General features: G+C 49.8%; 14 protein-coding genes. 5 read left to right on the top strand and 9 right to left on the bottom strand.

Annotation, left to right across the window (positions count from 1 at the left end; all coding sequences use genetic code 11):
• Window positions 1–99 precede the first annotated feature (99 nt).
• Together cysK and ABN764_RS13390 are read right to left on the bottom strand one after the other, a co-directional pair.
• Window positions 100–1032 carry a cysteine synthase A gene (gene cysK, locus ABN764_RS13395; RefSeq protein WP_268626365.1) on the bottom strand — a complete coding sequence of 311 codons (933 nt, stop codon included), beginning with the start codon at window positions 1030–1032 and terminating at the stop codon, window positions 100–102.
• A 46-nt stretch (window positions 1033–1078) separates the two neighbouring features.
• Complete coding sequence (locus ABN764_RS13390; RefSeq protein WP_446672157.1) at window positions 1079–1756, bottom strand: TVP38/TMEM64 family protein; 678 nt, start codon at window positions 1754–1756, stop codon at window positions 1079–1081.
• A 368-nt stretch (window positions 1757–2124) separates the two neighbouring features.
• On the opposite strand from ABN764_RS13390, the gene ABN764_RS13385 reads away from it, so the two are divergent.
• The 3 genes from ABN764_RS13385 to ABN764_RS13375 are packed head-to-tail and all read left to right on the top strand — an operon-like array spanning window position 2125 to window position 4600.
• Entirely contained in the window at window positions 2125–2805 is a 681-nt protein-coding gene (locus ABN764_RS13385; protein ID WP_446672156.1) for a chromate transporter, read from the top strand.
• A 57-nt stretch (window positions 2806–2862) separates the two neighbouring features.
• Entirely contained in the window at window positions 2863–3399 is a 537-nt protein-coding gene (locus ABN764_RS13380; protein ID WP_021256143.1) for a chromate transporter, read from the top strand.
• Entirely contained in the window at window positions 3392–4600 is a 1209-nt protein-coding gene (locus ABN764_RS13375) for an ROK family protein (RefSeq protein ID WP_446672155.1), read from the top strand. The genes ABN764_RS13380 and ABN764_RS13375 overlap by 8 nt, the downstream gene beginning before the upstream one ends.
• 337 nt (window positions 4601–4937) lie before the next feature.
• Here the strand turns inward: ABN764_RS13375 and ABN764_RS13370 are convergent, their stop codons facing one another.
• From ABN764_RS13370 to mutY, 4 genes are all read right to left on the bottom strand, one after another.
• Window positions 4938–5342, bottom strand: coding sequence for a hypothetical protein (locus tag ABN764_RS13370; protein WP_446672154.1), 405 nt, complete (start codon window positions 5340–5342; stop codon window positions 4938–4940).
• 185 nt (window positions 5343–5527) lie between these two features.
• Entirely contained in the window at window positions 5528–6052 is a 525-nt protein-coding gene (def, locus tag ABN764_RS13365; protein ID WP_446672153.1) for a peptide deformylase, read from the bottom strand.
• A 424-nt stretch (window positions 6053–6476) separates the two neighbouring features.
• A complete protein-coding gene (locus ABN764_RS13360) occupies window positions 6477–9254 on the bottom strand; it encodes an endo-beta-N-acetylglucosaminidase (RefSeq protein ID WP_446672152.1) in 2778 nt (925 codons plus the stop codon).
• A 244-nt stretch (window positions 9255–9498) separates the two neighbouring features.
• On the bottom strand, window positions 9499–10593 hold the full coding sequence (gene mutY / locus ABN764_RS13355; RefSeq protein WP_446672151.1) for an A/G-specific adenine glycosylase: 1095 nt from the start codon (window positions 10591–10593) through the stop codon (window positions 9499–9501).
• A gap of 202 nt (window positions 10594–10795) precedes the next feature.
• On the opposite strand from mutY, the gene ABN764_RS13350 reads away from it, so the two are divergent.
• Both ABN764_RS13350 and ABN764_RS13345 read left to right on the top strand, forming a co-directional pair.
• Window positions 10796–11173, top strand: a complete 378-nt coding sequence (locus tag ABN764_RS13350; protein ID WP_446672150.1) for a c-type cytochrome — start codon at window positions 10796–10798, stop codon at window positions 11171–11173.
• 164 nt (window positions 11174–11337) lie between these two features.
• Window positions 11338–11613, top strand: coding sequence for a hypothetical protein (locus ABN764_RS13345; RefSeq protein WP_446672149.1), 276 nt, complete (start codon window positions 11338–11340; stop codon window positions 11611–11613).
• Between the two features lie 93 nt (window positions 11614–11706).
• Here ABN764_RS13345 and ABN764_RS13340 read toward each other — a convergent pair whose 3' ends face one another.
• From ABN764_RS13340 to acpS, 3 genes are read right to left on the bottom strand one after another with little or no spacing between them, the layout of a single operon-like run.
• Window positions 11707–11985, bottom strand: coding sequence for a hypothetical protein (locus ABN764_RS13340; protein ID WP_446672148.1), 279 nt, complete (start codon window positions 11983–11985; stop codon window positions 11707–11709).
• A 27-nt stretch (window positions 11986–12012) separates the two neighbouring features.
• Window positions 12013–12957: a phosphotransferase enzyme family protein gene (locus ABN764_RS13335; RefSeq protein WP_446672147.1), complete on the bottom strand. Its 945-nt coding sequence runs from the start codon at window positions 12955–12957 to the stop codon at window positions 12013–12015.
• 20 nt (window positions 12958–12977) lie between these two features.
• Complete coding sequence (gene acpS / locus ABN764_RS13330) at window positions 12978–13379, bottom strand: holo-ACP synthase (RefSeq protein ID WP_028533600.1); 402 nt, start codon at window positions 13377–13379, stop codon at window positions 12978–12980.
• Between the last annotated feature and the right edge of the window lie 30 nt (window positions 13380–13409).

The raw sequence follows: 13409 nt of genomic DNA, 5'->3' as shown, positions 1-13409 counted from the left end.
TTATTCATATGCAAAAAGCCCCGACCTGCTTTGCACAGGATCAGGGCTTCTTATTTACAGAGATTCATGTGCTTCCCTGCAGCTGACAGCGCCTGCCGCTTAGCCTTCGAACAACGGCGTCGACAGATAGCGCTCGCCTGTATCCGGCAGCAGCACAACAATCATCTTCCCTGCATTCGAAGGGCGCTTCGCCAGCTGTGTTGCAGCTGCCAAGGCTGCGCCTGAGGAAATACCAACTAGAAAGCCCTCCTGCTTCGCAAGCTCGCGCGCTGCAGTGAATGCTTCTTCGTTCGTAACCCGGATGATCTCATCAACGATGCTGCGATCGAATGTGCTCGGCACGAAGCCAGCACCGATACCTTGAATCATATGCGGACCGCGATTGCCTCCTGACAAAACAGGTGAATCAGCAGGTTCAACTGCTGTAATTCGTACCGATGGCTTATTCTCCTTCAATACACCGCCTACACCGCTAATTGTCCCACCAGTGCCGACCCCTGCCACGAAGATATCCACTTCTCCGTCCGAATCGCGCCATATTTCCTGTGCTGTCGAATTCCGGTGCATTTCTGGGTTCGCCTTATTATGGAACTGCTGTGGGATGAACGAGTTTGGAATACTCTCAGCAAGCTCCTCCGCCTTCCGAATTGCACCCTGCATCCCTTCTGATCCAGGCGTGAGCACGATTTCCGCACCAAGCGCCTTCATCATCTTAATGCGCTCCATACTATACGTATCTGGCAACGTAATAATAATACGATAACCAAGTGCTGCAGCAGCGCTCGCCAATGCAATCCCCGTGTTGCCGCTTGTCGGTTCAATAATGACCGAGCTGCGGTCGATGACACCTTGCTCCTCGGCTGCCTTAAGCATTGCATATCCGATACGATCCTTGACGCTTCCACCAGGATTGAATGCTTCCAGCTTCGCAACGAGCCTCGCTCCGAGGCCATGCTTGCGACTGTAGTTGTTCAGCTCCATTAGGGGTGTGTTGCCAATGAGCTGTGTAATGTTTGATGCAATGTTGGACATATTCAACTTTTCCTCCATAACGATATTATCGCAATTCCTTGTGTCGCTACGTGCGGCCACGCCTTGATTGGCATCGCTCCACGACTCGATGTATTCCATAAATGCCAGCCACGTACACGGCATATAGAAGCAAGACGACCGGTATCCTTGTCCAGTCTTGAAGCAACTGCTCGCCGACATAGGCGAACAGGAACATAACCGGCAGCTTCCCTAATACCGTTGCCACCATAAAGGTGCGCAGAGGGATAGACAGCATGGCCGCATATGCATTAATCGCTACAGCTGGGACAATGGGAATCATCCGTCCGATAAGCACAGCAGTGAATGCATTTCGTTCCATTAATTGATTAAAGCTTCGAAGTAAGCCGATACGCTCAATATACGACCTGCCCTGCTTGGATATCCCGCTTCGAACAGCAAGGAACATCAAAGCAGCCCCTACCGTCGAAGCCGCCACGTTCATCCAGCCACCAATCCAGAAGCCAAAAGTAGCGCCTATAATCCCTGCCACTAGACCGAATGGAATGACAGGAAATAGGGATATAGCGACAGCAGCAAGAAACATAATGATGAGCGCACCTGCTCCAGGCTCCATATGACGCAGTACAGCAAGCAGCTTCTCATGGTACACCAAGATGAGTACAGCAGCGAGAACATACAGCCCGAGAGATATTCGCTTATCCAATGTACCTCCTCTGGCATCGGCTTCCGCTTCCGGTTGCAAACGCTGCCTACTTCCTTACGTTAATAATTCCATATTAATATATAGAAGCCCTCCGCCACAAGCTCACTGGCATTTTGCTACCTTCTTCAACTGCCTTCGCAATAAGTAATGGGAAATGACTCCCACTTATGTCCCTGTAATCTTCTTAATTTCTTCAATCATGCCACCTCTTCGTGTAAACGAATCGAGATGCATGCCAACATGATTCCAATATAGATGAAACTCCCTCTAAAATACAATAAATTGCAATTCAACTTCTTCATATTACGGATCATTTACATCTATTAGTTAAAAGTTTATTCCAAAATGGAATTAAGTGCGTTATACTGAAGCTACCATACCACTGAACGGAAGGGATGATAATCACCATGAATCAAAATGCTCTCCGTCCCGCGCAGCGAATAAAGAAGCGCACCCTTCTTCTTCAATTGTTTCTGACCTTTAGCCAGATTGGACCGACCACCTTCGGCGGCGGTTATGCAATCTTGCCTGTCATCGAACGGGAAATCGCCGAAAAGCGCAAATGGCTAGAAGCAGATGATATGGGGGAAATCACTGCACTAGCTGGTGCCGCCCCTGGCGGAATCGGTGTCAATGTCGCCGCACTCGTGGGCTATCGCATTGCCGGCCTATCCGGACTCGCCGCAGCAGTCATCGGCATCTCCTTGCCTACTATTGCCATTATGCTGTTATTATGCGCAGGAGCAGCAGGACTACGTGATCAACCGTATGTGCAGGCAGCATTGTCCGGTATTAAACCTGCTATCGTTGCACTTATTGTATATGCAGCCGTGCGTCTGGGCACGCGCACCTTAACCAATGTGTTCACATGGACCATCACCTTGACCACATTAGCACTGCTGTTCTGGACTTCACTCCACCCCGTTATCATGTTAGCCATTGGAGCAGCCGCTGGTCTCGTACTGAATTGGATCACTCGCAGCAGCTTTATGGGCGACCATCCACACGACCGTTCCAAGCCACCGCGCACAAGCAATAGCGCCACCCACTCCCGCCAAGCGAAGCAGCACAACAATAGAGCGGTCTAGGTTGATGGAATAGATATGGTTAGCCTCCCATAATCGAACAAGAAGGATGGATGCACCATGTTATGGGAACTCTTTTGGACTTTTTTTAAACTAGGATTTGTCTCCTTCGGAGGCGGATATGCGATGCTTCCGGTTATTGAACACGAAGCATTGTCTCATCACTGGATGACGGCAGAGCAGTATACGGAAGCAATCACACTCGCTGGCATGGCTCCAGGCCCTATTGCAATGAACAGCGCCGTATATGTTGGGTATACTGCATCTGGCTTGATCGGCAGTATTGCTGCATCGCTTGGAGTCATCCTGCCATCTGCAATCATCATGCTGCTTATTGCCACTATTTTCTACCGCGTGTATGATAATCAGTGGGTGCAGTCTGCACTTGACGGCATGAAGCCAGCCGTAATCGCACTGATCGCCTATGCGGCGGTCAACATGGCGATGCATTCTGGGCTCACGGCGAAGTGGACATTATCATCATTCATTCCAGTCGCAATCTTCGCCTGTGCACTGCTTGCGCTGATGAAGCTGAAGCTCCATCCGATAGCCGTCATCCTATTGTCAGGAATTGCGGGGATTGTTATATATGGATAAATCATTGGATCAACACATTCCTTCCTCCAAAGCGAAGGAAATCTTTCAATTCATTCGACGCACCGATGAAATCTCGAAGCTGGACTTGCTCCAATACAGCGGGCTTACGGTCAGCACACTGACTCGTGTATTGGAGGAGCTAACTGCGCTTGGACTCATCGCTGAATGCGGGTTTGGCGCTTCGACTGGCGGACGCAGACCGATTCTATACCGAGTCGTTCCTGATTACGGCTATGCATTCGGCCTTGATATCTCCCGCACCTCTTCCCGCCTCGTCATTCTGGACATGGCCGGAAATAAGCTCGATACATGCGAATGGGAAATGACTGCACTCATGACACCGGAATACTTGTTGGCAGAAGTAACGAAGCAGATTAAGCACTGGACGGGCAAGCATAAGCTCAGCCCAGATAAGGTACTCGGTCTTGGAATCGGCGCCGTCGGTCCGCTGGATCGATTCGAAGGTGTCATCTTGCAGCCTAGCTTCTTCCCTTCTCCAGGCTGGGAGAATGTCTCGATCGTCAATGACTTGGAACGACAATTGAACATGCCTGTCATGCTCGATAATGGGGCGAACACCGCAATTCGGGCAGAAGCGTGGGCCAATCGAGCAAGAGATGTCCGGCACATGCTGTACGTACATGTCGGCATTGGGCTCCGTTCCGCGATGATGTCCGAAGGCAAGCTTATCTATGGGGCTGTCGACATGGAGGGCTCACTTGGGCAAATGATCATTCAGGCAGATGGCATTCCCCCACGTACAGGGAACGGCAACTACGGCTGCTTGGAGTCATATGCCACCGTATACGCCATAGAACGTGAAGCGAACGCACTCGTCCGAATGGGTCGCCGCAGTCTGCTTGAGCAAATCGCGGGGGCAAGCTCCGACATTTCATATGCGCATATTATGGAGGCGCTGCGGCGGCGTGATCCACTGGCGACCGAGATTGTAACGCAGGCTGCTACTTATTTCGGCATTGGGTTAGCCAACCTGCTCAACGTTCTCCATCCAGAGAAAGTGGTGCTTGGCGGACCGCTCATGAACGCGAATGATTTATTTTTCTATACCGCAACACAAACAGCTATTCGCAAAACCTATCATTATCCGCAATATCAGGTCATGTTCAGCAAGGGCAGCTACGGTGACGAGGCGCTTGCGATCGGCGCCGCCTTCATGATACTGGACAAGATCACTGCATAAGAATGCATAAGGCCAGACACTAGACACTAGGGCATATAATCAGAGTGCTGGTGGCGAACAAATAGAGGTTCTGCTCACTGCAGAACCTCACTCTTCATTCGATAATAATTGCTCACTCCATGGACTCTCTTGCGCTTCTGTACATACATGCCGAATTGTGTAAGTGGAAGACCGCCTATACAAAAAAAGGGCAGTGCTGAGCACCGACCTCCCCTTTCGTCATCGCCTTATAAATGACCCTGCCGCTGTAGTAATTGAAGATAGTGCACATAATACTCGTTGTTCAGTGAACATTCTTCCCCTTGAGGAATCCCCTTCATAATCATAAGATCATCAACTAATGCATAACACAATCCCTGCACGGTAAATCCGAGCATATGCTCCCCATCTTCACTAGTGAGTACAACTCGAAGCAGCTCCCCATTTCGAATCCGAATCCATTCCTTCTCCGATGGTTCCAGGGCCTATCTTCAGCTTCCCGCTCCTCATATCTGGCCTTATGCTCTTCTTGGATGCCCTTCTCCGTATCACTATATATCCGGTTCAGAACATCACGATCCTCAATCTTGAAGCACTTGAATACCTGTTCAAAATTCGCCAGTGGATCGCGCTGCAAATCAGCCAGCACCTCTGCTGGGATTTCAATCGCGCGGTACTTCTCCACAAGCATTTTCTCGGCAGCAAGATTCGTATACCTACGGGGAAGCTGCTGCTCCAGAAATCGTTGATGTAGCTCCTCCATCCCTCTGTACCTCCACTTATCGATTAAATGATTACTTCTATCATTCGACCCCAAGCGCCGGAACACTTTCCCGATTATTTCCTCACAAAAAGAAGATTCAGCCAACATCCAATACCTTTCGTGTATTCAAGTCTATGAGGCACAGGTACATACGGAGATAAATGGAGGAACTGCTTCTTCCACACTTAGGTACGCTGTTCTGGGGATGTCAGTCGAAGTGCATGAAACAGCGGCAAATGCTGATGATTCGTTCCATGGACAAGATAATCATCCTCGACACGGTCAATGAATAGCACACCGTCCAAATGATCCATCTCATGCTGGATGCAGCGGGCAAAGAAATCCTCGGCCTCCAATGTAACCGTCTCACCATCCCGGTTCATCGTTGTTATCTTAATATATTGATGACGCTTCACTCTGCCGTAGTACCCAGGATAAGACAAGCAAGCCTCCATCCCTTCCTGCTCGCCAGCCGTCTCAACGACCTCCGGGTTAATCAATTCAATCAAGCCCTCTCCGACATCCATGACTACAACACGTCGCAAAATCCCAATTTGCGGTGCCGCAAGTCCTGCTCTCCCCTTCTCAGCATACAGGGTATCCTTCAAATCATTAAGCAGCGATATCGTACGCGCATTCAGCTCTGTAACTGGCTTGCAGCGCTTGCGCAATATCGGATCTCCAAAAGGTAAAATGATGCGTTCAGCCATCTCTCTCACTCCTTTCTCTCTGGCAATTGCTATCAACCGCCTTAATGGCAGATGGTTTACACATTCTTTGAAATCAACAATCACGGTCTACTCGCTATTATTTCCCTACGTTCTATTGGGAAGCTTCTCGCTTCATTTTACGCTGCTCCCTAAAGTACATGTCATCTTCATTGGAGTCTTCCCTATCCAATATAACATAAATATAATGTCATTATTTTTTCACCCTGTTGCATACCTGTTCCTTCACATTATGAACCAACAATTCTCCCTATTCTATCTTCCTCTAGCTTGGCAACGGAAGCAATCGAAGTAGAGGTTGTCGTTGTCCACCCAACAAATCATTATAACCATAAAAAAGGGCCTCCCCCTCGCCGACCATCGTCGCCTAAGGGGAAGACCCTCTTATCCATCTTCGAATCTTCGATTATTCAGCAGCTACATTCTTAATGCCTTGCACCTCGAATCCGTAGATACGAGCTGCTGTATCTCCGCCTTGGGTTGGTTTCTCAACGTTAAGGCGAACATAACGAGCCTTGGTCTTAGCAATCGCGTGCTTGGACGTGCCCTTCTCGTTGTCCGTCACCTTCACAGCATCCATCCAATTCTCTCCGTCCATGCTGAGCTGAATCGTGAACTCCCGTGTATTGAAGGCAGCCGATTCACCGCCAGCCTCTGCATGGTGTACGATGAACTGCGTTACATCATACGCCTTGCCCAGATCCACCTTCAGCCAGTGCTTCTCATTGCCGACTGCACACCATTTCGTATGCATCTCGCCGTCAACAGCGAACTGCGGCGCTTCACTGTCATTGACGAAGCTGGACGCTTCTGTCTTCGCACCCTTAGCCAAATCCTCTGCCCGGAACGCTGCTTCCTTGGATACCGTAATGAGCTGCGACTTCGTCATTACATCTTCACCAACTGCATTCTTCGCAGTCAGCTTCACTTCATACGTGCCTTCCTTCGCGAAGCTTACCTTCGGATTGCGCTCCTTGCTTGTCTCAGGCGTTCCGCCTGGGAAGCTCCATTCCCATTCTGTTGTCACTTCCGAAGACTTATCTGTAAGCTGTACTTCCTCACCTGGCGCCACGAACGTCTTATCCGCCTCGAAGTCTGCCTTAGGAGATGGATATTCAGGCCAGTCAAACGAAGTCATTGCTACACGGCCTTCCTCATAGTGACGATTCACCGGAACGACTGCTAGTTGCGTCGTCTTCTCCATGTCGCCGCCGCGCTTCATTTCTGACACATAGTAATAGTTGTTGCCTGTTGCGCCCATGAATTCACGGGAACCGTCCGGCTTCACACGATAGACTTGGTAATACTGCACATCGTCGCCCAGCGCTGTCCACGTCAAGCGAGCGTCTGCATAAATGCCGTCACGGACATCGTTTTCAATTATACGTACATCCGATACTTGACCTACAGGAGCCGTCTTCTCATTCTTATCGCGGATCGCAAACTCCCCTACGTTTGCCAAGTATAGATTATCATTGGCCTTGCCTTCCACTTGAACGGATACGCCAACAATTTTCTTGCCCGCATATGGGCTCAAGTCATAAGTTGCCTGTGTCCAGTCGCCCTTCGCGCCAGCTGCCTTCGTATCAGAAGGCTTCACAAACGTATATGTATCCGGTGCTCCTTCGAACGCAACACCGATGTTCAGATCAGCAGCTTTCGGTGCATTCGAATGGTACGTCAACGTCATTTGCATAGCAGCTGTCGCCTCTACATCAGTCTTGTACAGCTTCACATTTGAAGAAGCGCCTTCCGCAACCTCGCCCTGAAGCTTCAAGGAACTGCCGCCATAGAAGGAGTTCGAGAAGTCGAAGCTCGGTGCAATCTTCTGTCCAGACTCGTCAACCATCCAGCGCCATGTCGGCAGAACGTCCTGCAGACTGCGGTTGAACCATTCACGATCACGAACCTTCTTGCCGAATACACTGAACTGCGTACCGTTACCTGTATTGAAATGGGTCACGAAGTCAGACTTCGTAATGACCGTCTTATCTACGATATCATGCGCAATGCCACGCCATGCCCAATCGTTCGCCTTCGTCTTGGACGGATCGAGGCTATCGCCTACCCACAGACGCTGCTCCTTCTTCATGAATTCGTCATTCGTCTTGGTTGTATTGAACGCCCAGTCTGGGCGATACAAGCCAAGCGATGTCACCGCGTCCTGTCCTTCCGGGAACAATACCGGGAAGTTGTACTCCCCTTGATAACCGCCGCCGCCTTCCAAATCCATACCTGCGAACAGCTCATGGCGATCCCGCTTCAATTGCTCAGCTGCCTTCGGCGAGTTCTGGAATGGCGTTACGTAGTCGTACTTGCCATCCTTCTTGAACTGCCAGCGGAAGTCGATGAACATATTGTCAGCTACTCGCTCCTCCCCATCTTGGAAGAACATCTTATTGTTGTCCGTCAGTCCACCCTGCCATTTTACAGGGCCATCCTTCACCATGGAGTCATACCAGATGATTTCCATATTGGAAGGCTTGATCTTCTGCAAATATTTTAAAAACTTCTGCATATTCTGCGCATCTTCCGGCGTGCCGCCCTGTGTCTCCTGGTTAATGAACCAGCCGTCGAAGCCATAGTATTTCGCGACTTCAATCAGTTTGTCTGCAACAGGGAACGTACCGTCCTCACGCTGCTGGATCAGATCACGCATCCATTCGATTTTACCGCCGTGCTCCTTTTGTGGAAGAAATACGGTGCCGTATACCGGTACGCCATTCTTGTGCGCTGCATCAATTACGTCCGCACTTGGAGGAACGATCAAGCCTTCCCCGGCAGATCCGCCCCACATAATCAGCTTGTCAACATACTGCCAGTAGCTGAACGCGTAGCCATGGAAGCTGTCATTGCCTTGCGATGGTGCACCGCTCGTACTTTTGTACATCGAAGCAAGCGCCATGACCTTGGCGTCTGACTTCGCATTCGGGTTCACCTTCGCTCCTTGTACACGAGAAGTGTCCAGCTTCACGGAGCTGCGGTTGAATGCCGCATCCTTGTCTGTCTGTGCCGACCACGACAATAGCGTATCCGGGTACCAATACGAGGAATGCGGCTGCGCAGCCTCTGCCTGGCCAGCGAAGCCAGCAAGCGATCCAGCAATCATCGCTGTGCTGAGCATCAAGGCAAACTTGCGTTTTATCTGACCTCGGGAAAGTATAGTCGGTTTCAATCGTTTCATTAGAATCCCCTCCAAAGTGACGACTTTCTCTTGATGTTGTATAGACAAATCCAATGCCTCAACAAGCGTATCCGAAGTCTCTCCTAACTTTGGTAACGCTTCCACAATGTTGTCGTGACCATTGTAAACGTTTACGAAATAGAAAAAAAGGGAACTTCCGACTAAACGGCAAGCACCCTTTAATTTGTCTAGTAAATCTTTAAAATCTACACCAGAATAAATGTCACGAAAGTAACTAAATGGATTACTGAAAGCGGATTTTTAACAATCGCACGAATACATTCGGGAAGGCAAGCTCCTCCATCTCTTCTGGACCTGCCCATTTGTATACGGTATTGTCCTTCGGCTGCAGATTGCGAAGATTACAGCGGTACACGCGCATTTGCCAATGAATATGGCTGAACGTATGCTCTGCATCCATCCAGTGTTCAACGGGCGCAACGTCTACCCCCTCCGCTTGCAAGGAATGATGCAGAATCGCATACGACTCAGCGTCGCTCATCCCGACGATGCCCACCTGCTTCGGTACGAGAATATGCGGCAGCTCCCACATCTTCGCCAGCAAGCCGGTATCCGGACGTTGACGGACAAGCACCTTGCCTTCATGTTCTCCAGTTCCCTCAATCAATGCCGCATACCGAAGCTCCGGTTTCGGCGGCTTCGCTTTTGTCTTGATCGGCAGGATAAGCTCTTCTCCTGCCATGCGTCCCTCACAATGCTCCATAACTGGGCAGAGCAGACATGACGGGGATTTTGGCGTGCACACGAGCGCGCCGAGCTCCATTAGTGCCTGATTGAAATCGGATGCGCAGCCCTCCGGAATAAGCTCCTGTGCCAAATGCTCCATATGAACACGCGTTGCTGGCTTTGCGATATCATCATGCAGGCGGAAATAACGCGACAGCACCCGCATTACGTTGCCATCCACTGCCGGCTCCGGCCGATTGAAGGCAATGCTCATAATCGCACCGGATGTATATGGCCCAATGCCTTTTAACTCGGACACCTTCGCCTTGTCATTAGGGACTTGTCCGCCGTATTGTTCCTTCACTTCTCGTGCTGCAGTCTGTAAATTACGCGCCCGGGAATAGTATCCGAGCCCTTCCCATGCCTTCAGCACTTCTTCCTCAGGTGCATCTGCCAGCGCCTCAACGGTAGGGAATTTCCCAATAAAGCGTTCGAAATACGGCTTTACCGTCTCCACACGCGTCTGCTGCAGCATAATTTCGGATACCCATGTGTAGTAGGGATTCGATTGACGCCGCCAAGGCAGATCCCTCTTATTCGCCCGATACCAGAGCAGAAGCTCGCGGCTGAAATATCTCTTTTGCTCGTCCATGACGGCCTCCTGTCTCTTGTCTATTGATTTGTCTCTAGTAGTTAGTATTCATCCTATAAGCGCAGTCTCCTTGCCCATTATACATGAAGGGAACCAGTTGTGAACGTTCTGCCAACAATCCACACCAGCGCTTGCAAGAGAGGTGCTGGAATTTCTATACTATTCATATAGAAATGTCCCAATAGAATGGAGGGCATCATCAGTGCCACAACGTCGAATGTTCACACGCTTCATCCCAATTGTCGCCGGTATCGCCTTGCTAGGACTGCTTGCCGGATGCGGCGGAGGAGCAAGTAGCAGCAATGAGAGCAGCTCAGGAAACGCCAAAAAATCAGCTGGACTAGAAGGCCCAGAAGAAGTTGTCACCCTGTATAAAAACAATTGCATGCAATGCCACGGCAATGAAATGCAAGGGATGATGGGGCCAGAGTCAAACCTGCAAAAGATCGGCAGCAAGCTGACGAAGGAAGAGATTGCAAATACGATTGAAAATGGCGGCAAACTCATGCCTGCCCAAGGCGGACGTCTGGAAAAAGAAGAAATCGACAAAATTGCTGACTGGCTCGCCAACAAGAAGTAGCCTCCTCCCTTGATGCCGTAAGCCGTACAAGATAACTGCTCGATGAGTACGTACCAACATACGAACACCTCATGATAAGCAAGGACAGCATAAGCCGTTTTGCTTTGGAAGGGCTTATCCTTTCAGTTATAATAGATATATAGGATTCGAAAGGGGATATGCGAATGGAATACTTATCTATCGCTTTATCACTCATCACGTTATTCGTATGCTTATCTGTGTACAACAAGGTAAGCGCCATGGAGGCACGCATCAAGGCAATGCAGGTAAGCTATGACCACATCGCCCAAGAATACGGCCTGCCTCGACACCCTGTTCAAGACGAGGTGCTTCAGCTTGTACGCGAAGGCAAGAAAGTAGCTGCAGTCAAAAAGGCGAGAGAAGTGCTCGGCATGTCGCTCGTAGAGGCGAAGCAATATGTAGACGCTCTTGAGGCCTAATGAACGCTTCATGCTTATCAGTATTTAGCAGACTCTTACATAAAAATGGGGTACCCTTGTCGGGACCCCATTTTCTATTTACGCTGTTCATTATTATCCTGGTGACAAGGTTCCGCTCCCGCTCACATGCTGCCTATCATACCAATGGTCGACAGCCGATTCCCCTATCTCGCTTAGTAATGGAACACGCGACTCCCTACGCTCACCAAGAGTGAACAAACTGCTTCGAAACCCTTCATTCACCACATCCTCGGTATAGCCACTAAAGCTTAGCTGAAGGTTGCCCGACGCCTGAACTTCCTCAACGTTCGAACTGGCAAATAAGGGCGGACGTACAACCAGGGTCTGTGCATGGACATGGCGAATATACATGCACGCTCCGAACTCCCCGCTTACCTGCTACACAAGTGAAAATCCTAAAAAATGATCCTGCTGGATGATGGACTGTTTCATATTTTGCATAAAGAGTACTTGCTGATCCGTCAACTTGTTAAAGTCTGCATAGGTATGGTGATACACATAGGAAAATACATGTCGAAAATCGATGAAGTCATTCAAACGTGGTGTAATAAGCCTCGTGGAGCGGTGGCTCGCATAGCCTTCCATCATTGCATCATGGAAGCGCTCGGCGAAGTTGCGCCGTTCTTCTGGAGCTTGCACAGTGGAGACAGCATGATAGATGGCGATCGCCACATCATATGCGTACCAATGGTATTCGCTGTCTCCGAAGTCAATGATAACTGGGGTATTCTGTTTAATCAGGAGATTGCCCTGATGAAGATCGCCGTGAACAATTCCATACTCTGCGGGGGTAACCGTCTGTTCAGACAACCATTTGCAGTACTGCTCCCATTTGCTCCGCACAGTCGGATCAAGCTGATGATGCTCTTGCTGGTACAGTGCATGCTCCTTCCAATGCGGACGGACAAGAGGAGATCCATCGTAAGCTTCTGAAGCTGCATGCATCTGCGCAAGGGCTGCCCCCCAATCCTTGAATAAGCGTTCATTCCACACTTGCTCATCATGGATCTGGATTCGTTGGCCTAATATCTTCTCATATATCGTAAAAAAGTGAGTTGGCAGGGAATGAACAAGTTGACCTCTTAAAGAAAGCGGTGCTGCAACCGGAATACCGTATTCATGAAGATATTGCACCCATTCCACTTCAGACTGAATATGTGCCGTATTATGAATTCCATGCTCATATAACTTTATAATGACAGGACTTCTCCCTACAATAGCTGCCTCGTAAACATTAAGATCGTAACCACCAATTATATGCAATTCCGACCTGTCGCACCCGATGTAGTCACATACCTCCAGAAGCACTTCTTCCGGCGCCATAATCTTACTCCCCCATTCCACTATGTATCTGACGTACGCCATTCTACAATAGCCTGTGCCGACGCAATGCTTGGCTGGTGCGAGATGCTAAGATGAATGCGATATTCGCTGCTGGACAAGCCGAGCCGCTTCCAAGCAGCTTTGCTCAATCGGGCAATCGGCTTGCCGAGCTGATCCGGCAATATCTCGATGTCTTGGAAGGAGATCACTTCTCCGATTCCCGTTCCAAACGCCTTCACGATCGCTTCCTTGGCAGCGAATCGGCCAGCGGCGAATTCGACCTGCCTTCCTCCCTTGGTCGCATATACGGCCTGTTCGCGTTCTGTTAGTATACGAGCGATAAATCGTACACCGATATGATCATGCAGCAGCTTGTTGACACGCTCAATTTCGATGATGTCATGCCCTAATCCATGTATCATCCTGATCCTCTCCTTCCATGCGGCTTCGCC

The organism is Paenibacillus wuxiensis (genome assembly GCF_040195695.1).
Lineage (GTDB): Bacteria > Bacillota > Bacilli > Paenibacillales > Paenibacillaceae > Paenibacillus_B > Paenibacillus_B suaedae.
The sequence above is the reverse complement of the archived record's forward strand: the minus strand, read 5'-3'. Positions and strand labels throughout refer to the sequence as shown.